General features: G+C 65.6%; 16 protein-coding genes. 13 read left to right on the top strand and 3 right to left on the bottom strand.

Annotated features, from left to right (window positions below; translation table 11 throughout):
* Positions 1-286: 286 nt before the first annotated feature.
* The 13 genes from DND132_RS06930 to DND132_RS06870 all read left to right on the top strand — a co-directional run bounded on the left by DND132_RS06930 (position 287) and on the right by DND132_RS06870 (position 15790).
* A complete protein-coding gene (locus tag DND132_RS06930; RefSeq protein ID WP_014322003.1) occupies positions 287-3193 on the top strand; it encodes a hypothetical protein in 2907 nt (968 codons plus the stop codon).
* A gap of 42 nt (positions 3194-3235) precedes the next feature.
* Positions 3236-4381, top strand: coding sequence for a putative sulfate exporter family transporter (locus DND132_RS06925; protein WP_202945500.1), 1146 nt, complete (start codon positions 3236-3238; stop codon positions 4379-4381).
* A gap of 10 nt (positions 4382-4391) precedes the next feature.
* A complete protein-coding gene (locus DND132_RS18460; RefSeq protein WP_014322001.1) occupies positions 4392-4544 on the top strand; it encodes a hypothetical protein in 153 nt (50 codons plus the stop codon).
* A 9-nt stretch (positions 4545-4553) separates the two neighbouring features.
* Positions 4554-4757, top strand: coding sequence for a hypothetical protein (locus DND132_RS06920; protein WP_014322000.1), 204 nt, complete (start codon positions 4554-4556; stop codon positions 4755-4757).
* 19 nt (positions 4758-4776) lie between these two features.
* Positions 4777-5073 (top strand): ComEA family DNA-binding protein, encoded by a 297-nt coding sequence (locus tag DND132_RS06915; RefSeq protein ID WP_014321999.1) that lies wholly within the window; start codon positions 4777-4779, stop codon positions 5071-5073.
* A gap of 13 nt (positions 5074-5086) precedes the next feature.
* Positions 5087-5548 carry a cytochrome c family protein gene (locus tag DND132_RS06910; protein ID WP_014321998.1) on the top strand — a complete coding sequence of 154 codons (462 nt, stop codon included), beginning with the start codon at positions 5087-5089 and terminating at the stop codon, positions 5546-5548.
* Positions 5549-5558: 10 nt separating this feature from the next.
* Positions 5559-6254, top strand: a complete 696-nt coding sequence (locus tag DND132_RS06900; protein ID WP_014321997.1) for a DUF1573 domain-containing protein — start codon at positions 5559-5561, stop codon at positions 6252-6254.
* Positions 6255-6407: 153 nt separating this feature from the next.
* Entirely contained in the window at positions 6408-8351 is a 1944-nt protein-coding gene (locus DND132_RS06895; protein WP_014321996.1) for an ATP-binding protein, read from the top strand.
* Positions 8352-8354: 3 nt separating this feature from the next.
* Positions 8355-9707 (top strand): sigma-54-dependent transcriptional regulator, encoded by a 1353-nt coding sequence (locus tag DND132_RS06890; protein ID WP_014321995.1) that lies wholly within the window; start codon positions 8355-8357, stop codon positions 9705-9707.
* A gap of 400 nt (positions 9708-10107) precedes the next feature.
* Positions 10108-11604: an aryl-sulfate sulfotransferase gene (locus tag DND132_RS06885; protein WP_014321994.1), complete on the top strand. Its 1497-nt coding sequence runs from the start codon at positions 10108-10110 to the stop codon at positions 11602-11604.
* Positions 11605-11698: 94 nt separating this feature from the next.
* A complete protein-coding gene (locus tag DND132_RS06880) occupies positions 11699-13138 on the top strand; it encodes an aryl-sulfate sulfotransferase (protein ID WP_014321993.1) in 1440 nt (479 codons plus the stop codon).
* Between the two features lie 81 nt (positions 13139-13219).
* Entirely contained in the window at positions 13220-13549 is a 330-nt protein-coding gene (locus DND132_RS06875; protein WP_041915970.1) for a ComEA family DNA-binding protein, read from the top strand.
* A gap of 252 nt (positions 13550-13801) precedes the next feature.
* Entirely contained in the window at positions 13802-15790 is a 1989-nt protein-coding gene (locus tag DND132_RS06870; RefSeq protein ID WP_014321991.1) for a monovalent cation:proton antiporter family protein, read from the top strand.
* Between the two features lie 325 nt (positions 15791-16115).
* Here DND132_RS06870 and DND132_RS06865 read toward each other — a convergent pair whose 3' ends face one another.
* The 3 genes from DND132_RS06865 to DND132_RS06855 are packed head-to-tail and all read right to left on the bottom strand — an operon-like array spanning position 16116 to position 20389.
* Positions 16116-17705 (bottom strand): N-acyl-D-amino-acid deacylase family protein, encoded by a 1590-nt coding sequence (locus tag DND132_RS06865; protein ID WP_014321990.1) that lies wholly within the window; start codon positions 17703-17705, stop codon positions 16116-16118.
* Positions 17706-17718: 13 nt separating this feature from the next.
* Positions 17719-18912, bottom strand: a complete 1194-nt coding sequence (locus tag DND132_RS06860) for a YgeY family selenium metabolism-linked hydrolase (protein ID WP_014321989.1) — start codon at positions 18910-18912, stop codon at positions 17719-17721.
* Between the two features lie 10 nt (positions 18913-18922).
* Positions 18923-20389, bottom strand: coding sequence for a pyridoxal-phosphate dependent enzyme (locus DND132_RS06855; RefSeq protein WP_014321988.1), 1467 nt, complete (start codon positions 20387-20389; stop codon positions 18923-18925).
* Between the last annotated feature and the right edge of the window lie 10 nt (positions 20390-20399).

Here is a 20399-nt window from a genome sequence, read left to right as displayed (position 1 = left end):
TTAACTACAGAATTGTCAGTCCGTGGTGTGCGACAGGGGGGTTCGCATCGGCGCCGGTCCTGTCCGGTGGAGGAGGGCGCTTTCCGAGTGTTCGCGCGCACGCACACTCGTGATTTTACTGTGCGGCATGCCGCACAAATTTCGCCGGAATCCGTCGGGGCTGAATTTTATAATATATTGCAATAAAACGATAAAATAGCAAAAAGGGGGCTTGGTACGCTTCTTGTTTCCCGGAGAGGCAGGTTGTCCATAGGACGTTGTAATCAGCTTTTCAGGAAACAGGGATATGCAACACACATTCAGACTACTGGCCCTTGCCCTGGTCCTGCTCCTCGCCCTGCCGGGCGCGGGGGCGGCCGCAACCGATCCGCACGGCCTGTCGCCGTCGGCGGACATGACCTTCCTGCCGCACCTGGCGGGGTTGCGCAACAAGGTCTACAAGAACCAGCTCGGACAGAAAAAGAGCCTGACCGAGGCCATCGTCCTGCGCGGCAGCGAGATCGCCGACGGCGCGGCCACGGTCCCGGCCGGCGGGCTGTTCTACCTGTCCGAGACCTCCCACGACGCCCGGCCGCTCCTGCGCGACCCGTTCCTGGTCCTGGGCGAGCACACCTACCTGGTGGACCTCAAGACCGCCACGCGGACCTACCGCGACGTGGCCCTGAACAAGGGCGACCGCACGCCCCTGGGCGACTCCGGCTACCGGCTGTGGTTCGACTATTCCACGGACCACTACGACGTGCCCTACGCCGAGTTCGCGGTCATCTCGCCGTCCGGCGGCTTCCCCCTGGAATTTCCCATCGCCACGCGCTTCCCCAGGCGCGAGGAGGTCCGGGACATCCATCTGCAGGAAGGGCTCAACCCGCAGCTCGAAAAGTTCTACCTGGACAACACCTACTACTTCGGGGCCAGCAAGTACGTGGCCCGCGACGTGGACTTCGACACCGCCGAGTTCGCGTCCATCGAGTTCCCGGAGATCACCGAGGCGACCTTCTCCATGCAGCGCCCGGTCATCCTCGAGGTGCGCCAGGAGGACTATCGCTACTATTTCAACAAGCGCATCTACGCCTTCCGGCGGCCCGACGGCTTCCTGGTCCGGATCACCAACTTCACCGGCAGCGAGGTCCTGGCCGAGAAGCTGGTCAAGCCGACCACGGCCCAGGAGTACAAGACCCGCCCGGCCGAACTGGACAAGTACCAGCTGACCGTGCCGGAGCTGGACATGCGCGTGGAGATCGTCATCGACCCGGCCTTCCTCAAGGACTCGGACTTCGTGCCCTGGTCCACGGGCAAGGCCCACGGCTACTCCTCGGGCAACTTCTCCTTCGTCGTCTACCGCGACCTGGTCACGGTCAAGAACGGTCAGCCCTGGCCCCTGGACAAGCGCTACAACGTGGTCCTGGAGCCCAACCTCAAGACCGGCATGCTCCACCGTCTGCTGCTCGAAAACAACCAGCCCGTGGTCTTCGACAAGGACCACGACGCCTTCGACGGCCCGGTCAAGTACTCGGACGTCTGGAACCGCCCGGCCTTCAAGGTGGTCGCGGGCGGCCTGGACGGGGGCGTGGTCCGCGACCTCTACGTCCGCGACTACTACTTCATGCGCACGGACAACATGGTCATGTGGCCCGGGGAAGGGAAGAACAACCTCGACTTCTTCCTCGGCTCCTCGCCCGTGCTCGAACCGATCATCGAACGCTCCTTCCTGACCCGGCTGGCGGATTCGTCCTACGGCACCGTGGTCGAGGAGTCCAGGTTCACCTCCTATCCCAAGGTCATCCCCGACGCCTCGTTCTACGAGCCCGACCACACCGCGCCCTTCGTGCCCCGGCTCAAGGGGCTCATGCGCAAGGTCTCGCGCAACCGCAAGGGCGAGCGGCTCCTGTCCGCCGAGGCCATCGTGGTCCGCGGGTCCTACGTGGACTACCGCAACAACCGCGTGGTCATTCCCCCGGCCGGGCTGTGCTACACCTCGCGCAACGCGCGCAACATCCGCACCCTGGCGGGCGAAAGCTTCTTCCTGCTCGGCAGGCGGGCCTACCTGACCACGTTCTCCTCCGGGACCTACGTGCGCAAGGACTTTGACCTGGACTTCTGGAAGAACCAGCCCATGGGCGACGGCAACCTGATGTACTGGCAGGACGAGCTGCTCGGCGTGCGCAACAAGGCGCTGCGCTACACCGGCATGTCCTACCTGGACGACCGGCCCGTGGCCTCGCTCTCGCTGATGAAGTACTCCGGCAACCGCTGGGGCGCGCACTTCTACCTGGCCCAGGGGTTCAGCGAGGACAAGTCGGCCCATGACCGCTACTTCATGCCCGACCTCTTCTCCGAGGGCGCGACCTACATCCAGCCCGAGTACATCGGCTCCAACTACGTCAAGATCAGGGAGTTCGGCACCCCTTCCCTGCAGAGCATCAGCTACACCTACAGGAAGCCCGGCGAAAAGGCCCTGGGCGCGGGCGACACGGCCAAGCTCGGCGGATACGTGCTGCGCTGCGACGGCCTGGACGAACAGGCCGGGACCATCGGTCTGTCCCTGCTGGACAAGGCGGGCAAGGTGGTCGCCGAAAAGACCGTGGGCCCGCTCAACGCCGAGACCCGCAAGCTCCTGCCCCAGCACCAGGACACCGCCCGGATGATGCAGTTCAAGGTCGGCTCGGTCCTGGCCGAGATGGACCTGGAGACCCCGTTCAAGGACGGCAGGGCCAACCTCTGGCTGTATACCGGCATCCAGGAGCTGGAGCGCGACACGCCGTTCGAGTTCGACCCGCGCTTCATGGTCCGCCCGGACGTGTGCGGCCACTGCTACCAGCTCAACGAGGTCCTGCTCGACAACCCCGAGGCCATTGTCCTGGACCGTGAGCACCCCGTGTACGAGGGGCCGAAGAATGAGAAGGGCGAGCCTCTGTTCCGTCTGGTCCTGGACAGCTTCGACGGCGAGATGGTCATGGCCTGGCACATCGAGACCGGGTCCGGGGACGAGGTCGAGAAGACCGACAACCTGGCCTTCCGCCCGCGCAACAACGTGGACGTGCTGGTCGGGGTCAACGGGACCATCGAGGGCTTCCTGAGGCTGTCCATGCTCCCGCGCCTGGGCTTCATGGACCACTGGCGCGTGGGCTCCAAGGCCCCGAGCGAAAAGGTCAGCGGCTCGGTCAACACCGGCGGTTCCGCCCACATCCGCCGCTAGCGGCCCAAGACATCACGAGGAAAAGCAATGAATACCCAAAGCATGGCAATACACTACGAGCTGGGCCGCAAATCCTGGTTCAGCGCACTGTATGACCTGAAGGCGGTCCTGCCCGGACTGCTGGCGATGTTCTTCATCGCCATCTTCAGCAACAACCTGGCCGGGGTGCCCAACCCGTTCACCCTGCAAAACCTGTTCGCCTGGCTGGACGGGGTCATCGGTCCGGTGCACCACCAGTCCCTCTTCCAGGTCCTGAACTCCAACTTCGTCTGGAACCCGCTGCTCGTCGGCCTGATCATCGGCAACGTCTTCGGCGTGCCGGACTCCTGGAAACGCGGCCTGTCCTACATCCACATGCTCATGCCGCTGGGCATCATCATGCTCGCCCCGCACTTTATGCTCGGCCACGCCTTAAAGCTCGGCGCTGCCCCGATCCTGATCTGCACGGCCTCCCTGTTCCTGACCGCGACCCTGACCCTGTGGATTGCGAAGCTGTTCAGGCTCGACGACCGCCACGGGTCCATCATCGCGGGCGGCCTGGCCACGGGCGACCCCCACGCCTGCGCCATCCTCATGCCGCTGATCAAGGCCAAGGGCGGCCAGGTGGTCCACGCAACGGCCTGCGTCATCGGCTTCGGGCTGGTCTCCATGTACCTGCTGCCCGTGCTCGGGGAGTGGGTCGGACTGACCCCGCAGGCCCTGGGCCTGGCCTCGGTGGTCGGCGTGGGCAACGGGGCCCAGGCCCTGTTCGCGGCCTTCGGGTCGAGCTACGAGGCGGGCCGCTGGGCCACCTGGTTCGACGTGGGCCGCCACGTCATCATGCCCGCGGGCTTCCTGTACGTCTTCATCGTCATGTTCGTGCGCAAGCTGCGCCGCCGCGACGACGAGACGGTCATGGCCACGCGCGGCATCAAGACCTTCCCGCTGTGGCTCGGCGTGTTCGTCTTCCTGTGGGCCCTGGCCTGCCTGCACCTGTTCAAGGAGCCCGCCCACCACGCCATCTTCGCCATGGTCAAGTGGGACTTCTCCCTGGCCGCGGCCGCGCTCGGCCTGTCCGTGTCCTTCCGCGAGATCACGCAGCACGGCCTCAAGGGGGTCCTGGTCACCCTGGCCGCCGGGCTCCTGCGCATCGCCCTGCTCCTCGCGGCCCTCGTCATCTGCGTCAAGACCGGCCTGTTCGCGGCCTAGGAGGATTGACATGAACAGACATCCGCACACCACCGACGAAACCGGCTTCGACTTCATGGCCAACCAGGGCGTGGAGGAACAGGACAGGGACACCCTGGGCATCGTCTTCGCCCTGGCAGTCATGGCCGTCGTCACCGTCAGCCAGTACCTGGGCCTGCTCTAGGAGGAGATCATGCACGGCATCTACTACGTCATCCTGCCCCTGTTCGCGGTCCTGCTGGTCCTGCTGACCACGGCGGCCTTGTACCTGGGCGTGTTCAAGGCGGGCCGCGACACGGCCTCGACCTTCCGCAAAACCGTTTCCGGCATCGCCAGCGGAGTCCTCTCCTGCGTGGCCTGGTTCTTCATGTACAGCCATCACTATCTCGGCTGGTAAATTCAAAGGAGTATCGAACATGAAAAAGATCTGCCTCATCCTGGCGTTCGTCCTGGCCCTGGCCCTGTCCGCGCAGGCATCCTTCGCCGCGGACAACAGCGGCAAGCTCAACCTCAACGTGGCCACCGTGGAACAGCTGGAGGCCATCGACGGCATCAGCCACGAACTGGCCGAGGAGATCGTCAAGGCCCGCACGGAGAACGGGGAGTTCGTGGACATGTCCGAGCTGCTCGACATCGACGGCGTGGACAACGCCCTGCTCAGGAAGCTCGAGAAGGTCATCTACATAGAGCCCGCATCGGACTGCAACTGCTAGCCGGGAGAACGCCATGAACCGCCTTCTGCTGATCGTGGCCGTCGCCTGCTTCCTCCTCTCCCTGGCGGCGGCCGCGGCCCATGCCGAACTGTTCGGCGACTACGTGGGCTACACCGCCTGCGAGGAGTGCCACGCCGACGTGGTCAAGGGATGGAAGACCACCCCCCACGCCAACGCCTTCGAGGATTTGAAGCAGCAGGGCGAGGAGAAGCAGTCGGTGCCCGGCTGCGTGCGCTGCCACGTGGTGGCCATGGACGCGGACGGCGGGTTCATCGACATGGACCTGACCCCGGAACTCAAGGACGTGCAGTGCGAGAACTGCCACGGCCCCGGCCGGAAGCACGTGGCGTCGCAGGACCCGGCCGACATCGTCGCCAGGCCCGACGAGGCCCTGTGCCGCACTTGCCACACCGAGGGCCAGGACAAGAACTTCGACTACAAGGTCAAATCCCGTTTCGTGCACGGGGAACAATAAGGAGCCGACAATGCGTTTCAGATCCATTGCCCTGGCCTGCGCCCTGGTCGCCTGCCTGGCGGCCGGAGCCTGGGCCGGACCCCTGTCCGTCAGCCAGACCACCGTGGACTTCGGGGCCATGACCGAGGGGCCGGTGGCCCGCCAGACGATCACCCTGACCAATACGGGCGACCGGGCGCTGACCATCGAGAACGTGACCACGTCCTGAAGCTGCACCAGCACTGCTCTCGGGAAGAGCAGCCTCGAACCCGGCGAAGCCACGGAAATGATCATCAACTACAACACGTTCAAATATCCAGGCAAGTTCGACAAAACCGTCACCGTGTTCACCGGCAAGGGCAAGGAGGACGCCCAGGTCATCCACATCGTGGGCTACGTCGAACCCGTGCCCATGGGGGTCATGGAGGTCAACCCGCGCAAGGTGGACCTGGGGACCCTGGCGGCGGGCAAGGCCAATGCCGTGACACTGACCGTGCGCAACGCGGGCGACGCCCCCATGCTGGTCACGAAGGTCGAGTCGCAGAAGTTCAGGAAGACGTACTGGCAGGGCGAACTGACCGTGCCCGCCGGGCAGTCGGCGGCCATCGCCCTGACCCTGGACGGGCTCGAACCGGGCCGGTTCCTGGACATGATCCTGGTCCACTCGGACGCCCGCAACGATATCGGCAAGGGCTACAAGGCGGTCCTCATCGGCGCCGTGCCATAACGACGTTCCCGGAGAAAAGCGTTGAACCGACGCATTGTCCACCTCCTCTCACCGTACTCCCCCGGCATCCCTCCTGCCGGGGGACGTCGGCGTTTTTCGGCCCCGCCGCTTCGGCGGTGGCGCGACGGCCCGCTTTGCGCTAGGCTGGCGATCATGCGCCGCGCCGTCCTTATCCTCATCCTCTGCCTCGGGTTCCTCCCGGTCCTGGCGCATGGGCGGGCCCTGGCGCGGCCGGTTTACCACGTGGGCACGCGGGCCCTGTCCCCGCCGTTCTCCTTCCTGGCCGTCAAGGAGGGCAAGCAGGGCGTGCGCGGCTACTCCGTGGACGAGATGGTCATGCTGGGCAGGATCATGGGCGCGGACATGGAGTTCCGGCCCATCCACGACCTGGGCAAGCGGCGGGAGCTTTTCCTGAACGGCTCGGTGGACATCCTGGCCCACGACTCGCAGGAGACCGCCGACGAACTGGACGCCATCTGGATTCCCGTGGGCATCAGCCTGCGCCACCACCTCTACGTCAACGAGAGCTGCCGCTCGGTGACCTGCCTGCGCGACCTCGCCAGCAAGAAGGTCGTGGCCATCACCTCCGCGCCCTACAGCGCCGAGATCAACCTGCCCGAGGACGTGGTCTGGCTGAGTTCGCCCATGGAGGCCCTGAACATGGTCAGCCAGGGGGTCATGGACGTGTTCGTGGCCCCGTCCGAGCGCGTGGCCGACGACCTCATCGACCGCTACCAGATCCCGAACATCCTCAAGAAGGGCGTGGTTCTCGGCGAGAGCCCCCTGGGCATCATCGTGCCCCGGAGCCGGCCCGCGCTGGCCGAGGATATCCGGGAGGCCTTCCGCCACCTGCGGGAGAGCGGCATGGCCGCCCAGCTGCGCGACAAGTGGTTCGGCAAGCCGACCATCACCGACGACCTCCGCCACTACGCCAAGTACGTGGCCGTGGGCTCGGGCGTGGCCGGGGTCATCTTCGTCGCCATCGTGGTCTGGAACGTCTCCCTCAAGCGGCGCGTGGACCGGGTGACCCAGGACCTGCGCCGCACCGAGCAGCGTTACCGAGACCTCATCGAATCTTCGCCGGACATGATTTTTCTGGTCAACGAGGAGGGCAGCGTGCTCCACGCCAACGAGCGCGCCCGCGACTCCCTGCGCTTCCCCGGACCCGTGAACGAGGTCAACCTGCGCCAGTTGGTCACCCGCGAATACGCCGACGAGATCGACGCCTTTCTGAAGAAGGTCTTCAACGACGGCTGCGACAAGTTCGAGTTCCAGATGGTCGAGAGCGCGGGCCACCCCATGGAGGTGGAGGTGGCCGGGCGGATCATTCAGGGTCCGGTCCGGACCCAGCTCCTGGCCTGTCTGTTCGCCCGCAACGTGACCGAGCGCAACCGCATGGAGGAGGAGCTGATCCAGTCCGAGCGCCTCGGCATCATCGGCAAGATGGCCGCCTCCCTGGCCCACGAGATCAACAACCCCCTGGGCGTCATCCAGGCCAACGCCGAGGACCTCATGTTCGAGGAGGGGCTGGTTCCGGACGTCAAGGACGGCCTGTTGGCCATCCAGCGCAACGCCATCCGCGCGGGCGAGATCACCAAGGGGCTGCTCGAGGCGGCCACGCCCAAGCCCATGAGCATGGAGACCGTGGAGATCGGCGCCCTGGTCCGCGACGCCCTGTCCCTGCTCGGCAGCCGCCGCAAGCAGGAGCGGGTGGAGGTGGACCTGCCCGACGAGCCCCTGTACATCCGGGGCGACGACCGCGCCCTGCAACAGGTGCTCATGAACCTGGTCTTCAATTCCCTGGCCGTGACGGGCGAGGACGAGCGCATCCTCATCCGCGCCTGCCGGGCCGGGGAGGGCGAGGACGAGACCGTGCGCCTGGAGGTCAGCGACAACGGCACGGGCATCGAGCGGCACAACCTGACGCAGATCTTCGAGCCGTTCTTCTCGTCGCGCAAGGGCGGCTTCGGCCTGGGGTTGTTCATCACCCGCCGCATGGTGGAGCGGCACGACGGTCTGATTTTCGCCGAATCCGAGCCGGGAAGGGGCACCTGCATGTTCCTGGAATTTCCGTCGGTCCACGACGAGGAGGCCTGAGCCATGCCCGAAAAGATATTGCTGGTCGATGACGAGCAGGAGCTGCTCGCCGTGCTGAAGCGGTCCCTGGGCCGCCAGGGATACGTGGTGGATACGGCCTCCACCGGCCAGGAGGCCTGGAAGGCCTTGTCCGAGACCGCCTACGACCTGGTGGTCAGCGACCTGGCCATGGAGCCCATGAGCGGGCTCGAACTGCTCAAGCAGATCCGGACCATCGACCACATCCAGCCGTTCATCATCATGACCGGTGCCGGGACCATCGAGACCGCGGTGGAGGCCATCAAGCTCGGGGCCTACCACTACATCACCAAGCCGTTCAAGACCCAGGAGCTGGCCCTGCTGGCCCGCCGGGCCATCGAGTACGGCCGCCTGCACCGCAAGCTCGAGACCTTCAGCGAGCGCGAGCAGCAGGCGGATTCCGGGGCCATGGTCATCGGCAACAACGCCCTCATGCAGCAGATGATGACCATGGTCGAGAAGGTCTCGGACTCGGACGTGTCCATCCTCATCCAGGGCGAGACCGGAACGGGCAAGTCCCTGTTCGCCCGGCGCATCCACAACGCCAGCTCCAGGGCCGACAAGCCGTTCTTCACCATCGACTGCGGGGCCCTGTCCGAGAACCTCCTGGAGAGCGAGCTGTTCGGCCACGTCAAGGGCGCCTTTACCGGGGCCATCCGGGCCAAGCGCGGCCTGCTCGAGGAGGCCCAGGGCGGGACCATCTTCCTGGACGAGATCGGCGAGCTGACCCCGTCCACACAGGTCAAGCTCCTGCGGGCCATCCAGGAGAAGGAGATCAAGCCCGTGGGCGGCAACACGCCCATCACCGTGGACGTGCGCTTCCTGTCGGCCACCAGCCGCAACCTGGAGGAGGCCGTGGAGGCAGGGGAGTTCCGCAAGGACCTCTACTACCGGCTGGCGGTCATCCCCCTGCACCTGCCCGCCCTGCGCAACCGCCAGGAGGACATGGTCCTGTTCGTGGGCCATTTCGTGCACAAGTTCAACGTCCGCTACAACAAGAAGGTCCAGTCCCTGACCCCGGGGGCCATGCAGACCCTGCGCGACTCCCCGTGGAAGGGCAACATCCGCGAGCTGGAGAACGTCATCGAGCGGGCCGTGCTCCTGGCCGAGGGTCAGACCATCAGCGTGGAGGACCTCTGCGCCCACCCCATCTGCTTCCCCGAGACCGAGGGCGGCGAGGAGGGCGCGGTCTCCCTGAAGCAGGCCGTGAAGAACGCCGAGATCAAGGCCATCCGCCAGGCCCTGGCCGCCGCCGAGGGCAACCGCTCCAAGGCGGCCAAGATCCTCGGCATCGGCCGCCGCACCCTGTACGACAAGATCGAATCCTACGACATTTAGGCCCCGTGGCGCGGGTGCGAAACAAGGGCCGGTCCTCGCGGACCGGCCCTTGCCGTTTCCGGGCGTCCCGCAGCTCACCCGGACCGCGCCCGCCATCCGTTCCGGCTCCGGCCGGGGGAGGGGCCGTCTGTGCGGAGGGCGGCACAGTGTGTGCGTGAGAGCGCATGCACAGAGGCGCATGCGCACGGTCAACTGGATGACAACCAATTGAATTACAATATGTTTTTTCCGCCTATCACAGTGGCATGAAACTTGGTTGGTCCATGCTGCCAACCGCGCGGCCCGTGCCGGGCGGCCGCCTCCCCCGCCAGAGTGACCGGGAAGGGAGCGCGGCCGGTGCAGGGTCGGGCGGGAGGCTCGTGTGGCAACAACAGTATTTGTAACAGGTAAGGAGGAAAGAGTGCTCAAACTGCAACGCTGGCATATGGCGCTTCTGTTCGGGATCTCCGTGATGGTCCTGAGTTCGGTGGCGTTTGCCTACGAGGCCATCACCGGGCCCACCGGTGTGCTGTACTACAATCAGGCCATGGCCTATCAGGGATACACCCTGTTCGACCCCACGGTGGCCTGCAAGACCACCTATCTCATCGACATGCGCGGCAACATCGTGCACACGTGGCAGAGTGAATACACCGCCGGTCTGCACTCCGTGCTGCTGCCCAACGGCCACCTGCTGCGCGGCGGCGTTCTGCCGTACAAGAAGGAAATCGGCTACTGCGGCATCGGCGGCGCGGCCGGCATCCTGGAAGAGTTCGACTGGGACGGCAAGAAGGTATGGGAATACAAGATGTTCATCCCCAACAAGGAAATCCAGCATCACACCTTCTGCCGCATGCCCAACGGCAACACCATGATCCTGGGCTGGGAAACCCTGACCAATGACGAGGCCCGCAAGCTGGGCCGCAATCCCCTGACCATCCCGACCAAGCCGGTCATGTCCAAGGGCATCCCCCACGACCGTTTCTGGGTGGATTTCGTCCGCGAGGTCAATCCCGAAGGCAAGACCGTCTGGGAATGGCACATCAAGGATCACATCGGCACGGGGCCCAAGCAGTTCGACATCAACTACGCCCTGCCCATGCCCATGGGCGAGATGTACGCCACCTACGACTGGTCCCACTTCAACACCGTCAACTACATCCCCGAGACCGACACCGTGGTCCTGAACTCGCGCAACCTGTCCGAGTTCTACTTCATCAACCACAAGACCGGCGAGATGGAGTACCGCTGGGGCAACCCCTCGGCCTGGGACCCCACCGCCAAGAAGCCGAGCTACTGGAATGACGGTTCCCAGCAGATGTTCGGCAACCACTGCGCCACCCCGCTGAAGAACGGCCATGTGCTCGTCTTCGACAACGGCTCCGAGCGTCCCCAGGACCGCCGGTCCCGCGCCATCGAGGTCGATCCCAAGACCGGCAAGATCGTCTGGGAGTTCAAGACCCGGCACACCAACAGCTTCAACTCCCACCGCCAGGGCGCGGTGCAGCGGCTGAAGAACGGCAACACCCTGATCACCTCCACCCACGGCGGCCACATCTTCGAGGTCAACCCCGAGGGTCGGCTGGTCTGGGAATTCGTCAACCCGATCTCCGCTGGCAAGGCCAAGGCCGTGTTCCACAACATCGACGGTCTGCCCTTCGAGGCCCACATCGACGGCATGGCCAACATGGTGCACCGGGCCTACCGCTACGGCGAGGACTACCCGGCCTTCTACGGCAAGACCCTGACCCCGCAGGGCTACATCGCGGGCGACGACGCGCCGCGTTTCTTCCGCGACTACCACGAGGGCGCCGGTTTCGGTGCTCCGGCGGCGGCTCCGGCCGCTGCGGCCAAGGCTCCGGCCAAGGCCCCGGCGGAGGACGACGGCAGCGACGGTCCGACCATGAACGCCTACTAGAGAGTGCATCCAGCCCGGGACCGGAGGGCCGGTCCCGGATCAACAGACTTCAATCCGCGTCGCACGAAGCGAGCGACAAAGGAGAAAGTACATAATGAAGAGACGTGAATTCCTTACCGGTGCAGCCGTGGCAACCGCGGCAACGCTGGTCAATCCCCTGAAGGCCTTGTCCTTCCCCACGGTCTTCCCCCACGGTACGACCATCTACAAGCCCGAGAAGTGCTGGGGCGGCTACACGGTCTTCGGCACCGAAGTGGAATCCGAGGGCACCGTGCTCATCGATATGAACGGCAACGTGGTCAGGCAGTGGAAGGACATCTGCCAGGCCGAACATCCGCCCAAAATGCTCAAGGGCGGCTACCTGGCGGGCTCCAAGCGCCCGGCCCCGGACAAGAAGGGCCGCGTCTGGGACGACCCGGACTCCACCGACCTGGTGGTCGTGGACTGGAACGACAAGGTGGTCCGCAGCATTCCCCGCGCGGGCATGCACCACGACTACCAGTTCGAGGGCAACCCCGTGGGCTACCACGTCCCGGGCATGCCGGTGGCCAACTACAAGGGCAAGATGCTCATCCTGTCCCACAAGTTCGTCCACAACCAGTTCATCTCCGACAAGGAACTCTACGACGACTACATCGCCGAGGTGGACGCCGACGGCAAGATCATCTGGGACTGGCTCGCCTCCGAGCACTTCGACGAGATGGACTTCCCCCTGGACTTCAAGAAGACCATGTACAAGTATCCGACCTTCTCCATGACCCGCACTCCGGGCCGCAAGGGCGGCGACTGGATTCACGTCAACGCCGCCTCCTATCTCGGCCCCAACAAGTGGTGGGACGAGGACAAGGAGAAGTACGCGGTCTTCAACCCGGACAACATCATCATCTCCTGCCGCCAGACCAACACCAGCTTCATCATCGACAAGGCGACGAAGAAGGTCGTCTGGCAGGTGGGCCCCGAGTTCTACGGCGATTCCATGTGGACCTTCGGCGGCAAGGAGTACAAGCGCGCCCTGTCCAAGCTCGAACAGATCATCGGCCAGCACCACACCCACATGATCCCCAAGGGTCTGCCGGGCGAGGGCAACATCCTGATCTATGACAACGGCGGCTACGCTGGCTACGGCAAGCGCAACCCCGGCGCGCCCGTGGGCTGGTCCGACGCCCGCCGCGACTACTCCCGCGTCATCGAGTTCGACCCGCGCACCCTGAAGATGGTCTGGGAGCACTCGGCCAAGCAGATGGGCATGCGCAACAAGTACCAGTTCTACTCCGACTACGTGTCCTCGGCCCAGCGGCTGCCCAACGGCAACACGCTGATCACCAACGGCGCCGTCGGACAGTTCCAGGAAGTCACCCCGGACCACGAGATCGTCTGGGAATACATCAGCCCGTACTACACCCAGAACGGCAAGTACAACCTGGTCTACCGCGCCTACCGCGTGCCCTACGACTACGTGCCGCAGCTCAAGAAGCCCACGGAAATCAAGGTCACGCCTCCGGACAACACCACCTTCCGGATCAAGGCGGGCTAACCGATACCAAACCCCATGGGCGGGGCGGCCCAACCTCCGGACCGCCTCGCCCGCTCCCAAAACGCATACAAGGACAACGACATGCAGAAGATCATCCTCTCCATCACCCTGGCCGCCGCCTGCCTGTTCTTCGCGGCCGCCGCCTTTGCCCAGGACGGCGTCGTCAGCTTCAACAAGGCCTCGGTCCAGGAACTCATGGCCATCGAGGACATCGACATCCCCGAGGAGCTGGCCAAGGCCATCGTGGACTACCGCAAGGCCAACGGTCCCTTCAAGTCCGCCGAGGACATGCTCAAGGTCCCGGGCATGACCCAGGACTTCATGGAGGAGCTCAACCCGCAGGTGACCGACGACGGCGACGTGATCTACGACCCGGACGCCGAGCCCGCCCTGGCGCCGTCCAAGTGCTAGACCGGGGGGCCTTCGGGCCGTCCCCCGGAAGCAGCGCACCGGGACCGTGACCCGTCCGTCCGAGGACCGGGTCTCGGGCCTCGGCTGTTTCCGGGATGAAGAACAATGAAAATGGAGGCTTGCACGCTTTGCGCGCAGGCCTTCTTTTCGTCTGGATTACCGGCATGATCCCCATTATGGTAAAGACTCCGCGCGCCGGGGCCGGTCGGACGGCCCGCGCGCAACCCCGACAACACGCAAGGTGGACCTGACATGGGCCTGGCCACGGACATCATCCTGATCATCGTCTTCGCCTTCTTCTGCGGCCTGGCGGCCCAGCGCTTGAAGCAGCCGATCATCCTCGGCTACATACTGGCCGGGGTGCTCCTCGGGCCGTACACCGGCGGGCTGACCGTGTCCGGGACCCACGAGATCGAGCTGCTGGCCGAGATCGGCATCGCGCTCCTGCTCTTCGCCCTGGGACTGGAGTTCTCCTTCAAGGACCTCAAGCCGGTCAAGTTCGTGGCCCTCATCGGCACCCCGATCCAGATGCTCCTGACCATGGCCCTGGGGTACGCCGTGGGCCAGATCATGGGCCTGGACTGGAAGTCCTCCCTGTGGCTCGGGGCCCTGGCCTCCTTTTCGAGCACCATGGTCCTCCTCAAGACCCTGATGAACCAGGGCTGGCTCGGCACCCTGTCCTCCAAGGTCATGATCGGCATGCTCATCGTCCAGGACCTGGCCGTGGTGCCCATGATGATCGTCCTGCCCGAACTGAACGACCCGGTGGTCGGCCTGCCCAAGCTCGGCTTCGCCCTGGTCAAGGCCGCCGTGTTCCTGGCCTCCATGATCCTCCTCGGCACCCGGCTGCTGCCCTGGCTCATGGCCCGCATCGCCCGCCTCGGCTCGCGCGAGCTCTTCCTCCTGGCCATCGCCGCCATCGGCCTGGGCGTGGGCTACCTGACCTACCTGGCCGGGCTGTCCTTCGCCTTCGGGGCCTTCGTGGCGGGCATGGTCCTGTCCGAATCGGACTTCGGCCACCAGGCCCTGTCCGACATCATCCCCCTGCGCGACATCTTCGGGCTGCTCTTCTTCTCCTCCGTGGGCATGCTCTTCGACCCCATGTTCCTGGTCCACCACTTCCGCGAGGTCTGCTGGCTCCTGGCCGTCCTCTGCGTGGGCAAGGGGATCATCTTCGCCGTGCTCTCCCGGCTCTTCGGCTACCGCAACGTGGTCCCTCTGGCCGTGGGACTCGGGCTGTTCCAGATCGGCGAGTTTTCCTTCGTCCTGGCCCGCCTCGGCCTGTCCACCGGGTCCATCGACCAGGACCTCTACGCCCTGATCCTGACCGTGACCATCATCTCCATGGTCCTGACCCCCATCGTCTCGGGCCAGACCGCCCGGCTCTACAACCTGCGCAAGCGCTGGTTCCGCCATGAACAGCTCGAATCCTCGAACATGCCCCGAAACGGCCTGAGCGGCCATGTCATCATCCTCGGCGCGGGCCGCGTGGGCCTGGAGATAGCCCAGATCCTCAAGCGCTTCGACATGACCCACGTGGTCGTGGAACTGGACCACCGCCGTTTCGAACAGGCCAAGAAGGCGGGCATCCCCGCCGTCTACGGCGACGCCAGCCAGGAGATCGTCCTCGAGGCCGCCGGACTGCGCGACGCGGCCCAGCTCATCGTCACCGTGCCCGACCTGGTGACCACCCGGGCCATCATCCAGAACGCCAAGCGCGACAATCCGAACCTCGACATCATCGCCCGGTCCACCACCCGCGAGCACCTCCACGACATGAAGGAACTCGGGGCCGACGAGGCCGTGCTCCCGGAACTCGAGGCCAGCCTGGAAATGTCCCGCCAGTCCCTGCTGCGCCTGCACAAGTCGCCCGTGGAAATCCAGCGGCACACCGACCGCATCCGCCAGGAATTCTACTCCGTGCTGGCCGACTCCTCCGACGAATACCGCGAACTCGTCCAGTTCCGGGGCGCGGAACAACAGTTCGACCTGCAATGGATCAAGGTCCCGCCCACCAGCCCCCTGGCCGGGAAATCCATCGGCGAAAGCAACATCCGCAAGGCCACCGGCGCGTCCGTGGTCGGCGTGGTCCGCAACGGCCTGCTCAAGACTAACCCCGACGCCGCCTACGTCCTTGAATCCGGCGACCTCGTGGCCTTCATCGGCAGCGACGAGGATCGCTCCCGCTTCTGCCGACTCTCCCGCACCGAGGCCGGGGTCACCGCCGACTGCGTGGCGTAGGGCCCTCGCCGGGCGGGCGTCTCCGACGGCCGGGGCGCTGCCCCGGACCCCGCCAGAGAACCTTTTGGAAAAGGTTCTCCGGACTCTCCAAAACTTTTTGGCGCCGCTTCGCGGAGGCCATGTACTGTTATTCGTGCCATATCCAAGGCCGAGTTTTCAGCCCTGAATTTGTCCGGCAAAAACGCACGGCAAAGCGCGCCCTTCGCACCCGCGAAGCGCACAAAAAAGTTTGGGAAAAGAGGGGGATGGGGGTCCTGGGGAAGGGGGAGAAACAACCCTTTTCAAAGGGTTTTTCTCCCCCTTCCCCCGGCCGCCGGAGGCATTCTTATCTGCCCAACCTGAGCACGCGGCCGGAGGGAGTGGAGGTGGCCGGGGTGTCGGGTCCGTGGACTACGGTGCCGTTGATCATGACCAGGTCGATGCCGGTGGGGTGTTGGCGCGGTTCGGTGTAGGTGCCCTTGTCGCGCACGGTGTCCGGGTCGAACAGGACGATGTCGGCGTGGTAGCCGGGTTTGAGCAGGCCGCGCTTGTCGATGTGGAAGGTCTCGGCGGGCTTGCCGGTCATCTTGCGGACCGCGGTTTCCAGCGGCATGACCTGTTCCTCGCGCACGTATTTGCCGAGCACGCGGGGGAAGGCCCCGTAGGTGCGCGGGTGGGGCGTGCCGCCGAGCAGGCCGTCGGTGCAGACGTTCATTTCCGGTCTGGCCATGAACGTCTTGACGTGTTCCTCGAGGCCGTAGAAGTCGACCATGCCGACGGCGTTCTCCTCCTGGAGCAGGAGGTCGAGGGCGGCCACGAGGGGCGGCTTGCCGCGCATTTCGCCGAGCTGGACCAGGGTCTTGCCGATGGCGTCTTCGTTGGCCGGGGTGCGCACGCTGGTGACGAAGATGCCGTCCACGCCCGCGAAGGCCACGAAGTTGTCCCAGCCGAGGATGCCGTCGCGGATGTCGCGGAGCATGCGGGTGCGGGATTTCTCGTCGGCCAGCCGTTCCAGGAGCTTGTCCGTGCCGCCCGCGTGGGCCCAGGGGGGTAGGATGGCCCCGAGCATGGTCGAGCCCGCCACGTAGGGGTACTGGTCGATGGTCACCTTGAGGCCCTCGTCGGCGGCCTGGTCGAGCAGGCCGAGGACGCGGTCGAGCTTGTCGGCGTTGTACTTGCCGCAGATCTTGAAGTGGGAGAAGTGCACGTGCACCCCGGTGTGCCGGGCGATGTCGAGCACCTCGGCCATGGATTCGAGGATGGTATCCGCCTCGGAGCGCTGGTGGATGACCAGGGGGCGGTCGAACTCGGCGGCCACCGAGCAGAGGGCCTCCATTTCGGCCTGGTCCGCGTAGGTGCAGGGCGGGTAGATGAGCCCGGTGGACAGGCCGAAGGCCCCGGCCTCGAGTTCGCGGCGGAGCACGGCCTTGAGCACGGTCAGGTCGCCGAGCCCGGCCGGGCGGCCGTCCAGGCCCATGGCCTCCATGCGCACGTTGCCGTGGGGGGCCAGGTAGCCGACGTTGGCGCCCACGCCGGTTCCTTCCAGGCGCGCGAGGTAGCCGTCGGTGGTCTCCCAGGTCCAGTCCAGGGTGTCGGACTCGCCCTCCAGGCCGCTCAGGTTCTTGCGCCAGGCCGGGATGTGCCGGATGGGCAGGGGGGCCATGGAGATGCCGTCCTGGCCGAGGATTTCCGTGGTCACGCCCTGGCGGATCTTGGGCCAGATGAACGGGTTTTCCATGACCACCAGGTCGGAGTGGGAGTGGGTGTCGATGAAGCCGGGGCAGACCACGCGCCCCTGGGCGTCGATGGTTTGGTCCGCCTCGGGCGGGTTCGGGCCCACGTGGGTGATGACCCCGTCCTCGACGCGCACGCCGCCCGGCATGGCCGGGGAGCCGGTGCCGTCGATGATGCGGGCGTTTTCGATGCGGATGCTCATGATTTCCCCCTGGCTACTCGCAGGCGAGCAGGGCTTCGATGATCGCCTTGTAGCCCGTGGTGACCTTGTGCAGCTGGTCCACCTCGACGTGTTCGTCGATGGTGTGGGCCAGGTTTTCACGCGACGGGCCGTAGCCGATGGTGCGGATGCCCGCCTCGCCCGCGTAGTGGGAGCCGTTGGTGCAGAAGGAGTAGTGGGACAGTCCGGGTTCGAGCCCGGCCTCGCGGAGTCCGGCCAGTGCGGCGGCCACGAACGGGGTCTCGGGGGCGAACAGCCAGCCCGGGAAGAAGCGCTCGCCCTGGATGTGCACGCCGGTGTAGCAGGTCTCGTACCCCTTGGCGAAGTAGGCCTTGGCCTTGAAGTCGGGGTTGGCCTGGGCCAGGCGCGCGATGGCCTCGTTGATGGGGGCCAGGACGGATTCCGGGGTCTCGCCCACCAGCAGGCGGCGGTCGTAGGTGGCCCGGCAGCCGCTGGGGACCACGGACGAGCCGGGGTAGGGCGTGGACTTGATGTCCGTGAGCACGCAGATGCCCTTGCCCAGGACCGGCTGTTCCGGGGCCTCGATTTTATCGATCTCGCGGATCAGGTCGGTCATCAGGTGCACGGCGTTGACGCCCTTGTCCGGGTTGGCCGAGTGGGCGGGCACGCCCATGGTCTCGACCACGATCTCGGCCCGGCCGCGCTGGCCGATCTTGACGTTCAGCTCCGAGGCCTCGCCGATGATGACGAAGTCCGGCTTGACCGCCTGGGAGATTTCGCGCGCGGCGATGCCCTCGAAGAGTTCCTCGTGGACCACGCCCGCCACGCAGACCTCGCCCGCGAACTTGCCCCTGGTCTCCTTGGCGAACCAGGCGGCGGCCCCGACCATGGCGGACAGGGCGCCCTTCATGTCCGAGGTGCCCCGGCCGTAGATCTTGCCGTCCACGATGTCGCCGCCGAAGGGGGCCTGGGTCCAGGCGGACGGATCGGGCACCGGAACCACGTCCATGTGCCCGTCGAACAGGACGCACGGGCCGGGCTTGTTGCCCTTGATGCGCCCCAGGACGTTGCCGTAGCGGTCGGTCGTGACCTTGTGGAAGCCGTTGGCCTCCATGGTCGCGGCCAGGGCCTTGGCCACGTCGCCCTCCTCGCCGGACAGGCTCGGCAGGGAGACCAGCTCCTGGCACAGGGCCACGCTCAGATTGCAGTACTTTTCCTTGTTCGGCATGGTCGCCTCCCTAGCCCTCGAGCAGGCCGGTCTTGGCGTTGAAGGCGTCGATCAGCTTGTCCACCTCCGGGGCGAGCCGCTGGATGTTTTCCCAGTAGTGCTCGTCGTACCACTGGGCCTGGATGTCGGCAAAGGCCATGCCCTGCTGCTCGATCCAGGTGTAGTACTTGAGGTTGTGGATGCGCTTGCGGTCGTAGTAGCCGAGCTCCTCCATGTTGTCGATGGTCGTGGCCGCGAGCATGCCGCGCGAGTAGGCGGCGTCCTGCTCGTCGTACGCGCCCTTCTCGGCGGTCAGTTCGGCCAGGCGGCTCTGGTACATCTCCATGGAGTCCGTGGCCACGCTCAGGACCACGTCGTCCTCGCCCAACTCGTAGTACTTGGCGAACTTGACGGCCGAGATCATGTTGGCCACCGAGGAGATGCCCAGCAGGTGCAGGTTGTCGGCGATCTCCGCCGGGACGCCGTGCTCCTTGAGGGCCGCGACGCCCGCGGGCTCGTTGAACAGCCGGATGAGGTTCATGGGCACCTCGTCGTCCACGGCGATGACCATGTCGGTGTTGCGCACGTTGTGCACCCAGGGCACGTGCTTGTCGCCGATGCCCTCGATGCGGTGCGCGCCGAACCCGTTGTTCAGCAGGGTGGGGCACTGCAGGGCCTCGCAGGCGGCCACCTTGACGTGGGCGTACTGCTGCTTGAGGTAGTCGCCGCTGGCCAGGGTGCCGCCCGAGCCGGTGGACAGGACCACGCCCTTGAACCGCTTGTCCGCGTCGTCGGTCAGCTGCTCGATCAGCTCGACCATGGCCCGGCCGGTCACGGTGTAGTGCCAGAGGTAGTTGCCCATGTCGTCGAACTGGTTGAAGATCATGATGTCGTCGCCGGACTTGCGCAGCTCCCAGCACTTGTCGAAGATCTCCTTGACGTTGGACTCGGAGCCGGGGGTTTTGATGGTCTCGCCCGCCACGGCGGCCAGCCAGTCGAAGCGCTCCTGGCTCATGCCCTCGGGCAGGATGGCGATGGACTCGCAGCCGAGCAGGTTGGAGTCGTAGGCACCGCCCCGGCAGTAGTTGCCGGTGGACGGCCAGACCGCCTTCTGTTTGCGCGGGTCGAACTGGCCGGTGACCAGGCGCGGGGCCAGGCAGCCGAAGGCCGCGCCGACCTTGTGCGCCCCGGTGGGGAACCACTTGCCGACGAGCATGACGATGCGCGCCGGGACCCCGGTCAGGGAGGAGGGCAGCTCGATGTGGTTCACGCCCGCGTACTTGCCGCCGCTGACGGCGGGCTCGTTCTTCCAGGTGATGCGGAACAGGTTCAGGGGGTTGAGGTCCCACAGCCCGACGGAGCCGAGCTTCTCCCGGATGGCGGCCGGGATCGTCTCCGGGTGGCACATCTGTTCCAGGGTGGGGATGATGATATTCTTCTCGCGCGCGCAGGCCACGGCGCTTTCCAGGCCCTGCGGGTTGATGGTCAGGTCAAGCATGGTTGTCCTT

This window comes from Pseudodesulfovibrio mercurii (genome assembly GCF_000189295.2).
Lineage (GTDB): Bacteria > Desulfobacterota > Desulfovibrionia > Desulfovibrionales > Desulfovibrionaceae > Pseudodesulfovibrio > Pseudodesulfovibrio mercurii.
This window is presented reverse-complemented; position numbering and strand designations above follow the sequence as displayed.

Bases quoted from the DNA above. Each gene is read 5' to 3' on its own strand.
- DND132_RS06930 (WP_014322003.1), top strand. From the start codon at position 287: ATGCAACACACATTCAGACTACTGGCCCTTGCCCTGGTCCTGCTCCTC.
- DND132_RS06925 (WP_202945500.1), top strand. From the start codon at position 3,236: ATGGCAATACACTACGAGCTGGGCCGCAAATCCTGGTTCAGCGCACTG.
- DND132_RS18460 (WP_014322001.1), top strand. From the start codon at position 4,392: ATGAACAGACATCCGCACACCACCGACGAAACCGGCTTCGACTTCATG.
- DND132_RS06920 (WP_014322000.1), top strand. From the start codon at position 4,554: ATGCACGGCATCTACTACGTCATCCTGCCCCTGTTCGCGGTCCTGCTG.
- DND132_RS06915 (WP_014321999.1), top strand. From the start codon at position 4,777: ATGAAAAAGATCTGCCTCATCCTGGCGTTCGTCCTGGCCCTGGCCCTG.
- DND132_RS06910 (WP_014321998.1), top strand. From the start codon at position 5,087: ATGAACCGCCTTCTGCTGATCGTGGCCGTCGCCTGCTTCCTCCTCTCC.
- DND132_RS06895 (WP_014321996.1), top strand. From the start codon at position 6,408: ATGCGCCGCGCCGTCCTTATCCTCATCCTCTGCCTCGGGTTCCTCCCG.
- DND132_RS06890 (WP_014321995.1), top strand. From the start codon at position 8,355: ATGCCCGAAAAGATATTGCTGGTCGATGACGAGCAGGAGCTGCTCGCC.
- DND132_RS06880 (WP_014321993.1), top strand. From the start codon at position 11,699: ATGAAGAGACGTGAATTCCTTACCGGTGCAGCCGTGGCAACCGCGGCA.
- DND132_RS06875 (WP_041915970.1), top strand. From the start codon at position 13,220: ATGCAGAAGATCATCCTCTCCATCACCCTGGCCGCCGCCTGCCTGTTC.
- DND132_RS06870 (WP_014321991.1), top strand. From the start codon at position 13,802: ATGGGCCTGGCCACGGACATCATCCTGATCATCGTCTTCGCCTTCTTC.
- DND132_RS06865 (WP_014321990.1), bottom strand. From the start codon at position 17,705: ATGAGCATCCGCATCGAAAACGCCCGCATCATCGACGGCACCGGCTCC.
- DND132_RS06860 (WP_014321989.1), bottom strand. From the start codon at position 18,912: ATGCCGAACAAGGAAAAGTACTGCAATCTGAGCGTGGCCCTGTGCCAG.
- DND132_RS06855 (WP_014321988.1), bottom strand. From the start codon at position 20,389: ATGCTTGACCTGACCATCAACCCGCAGGGCCTGGAAAGCGCCGTGGCC.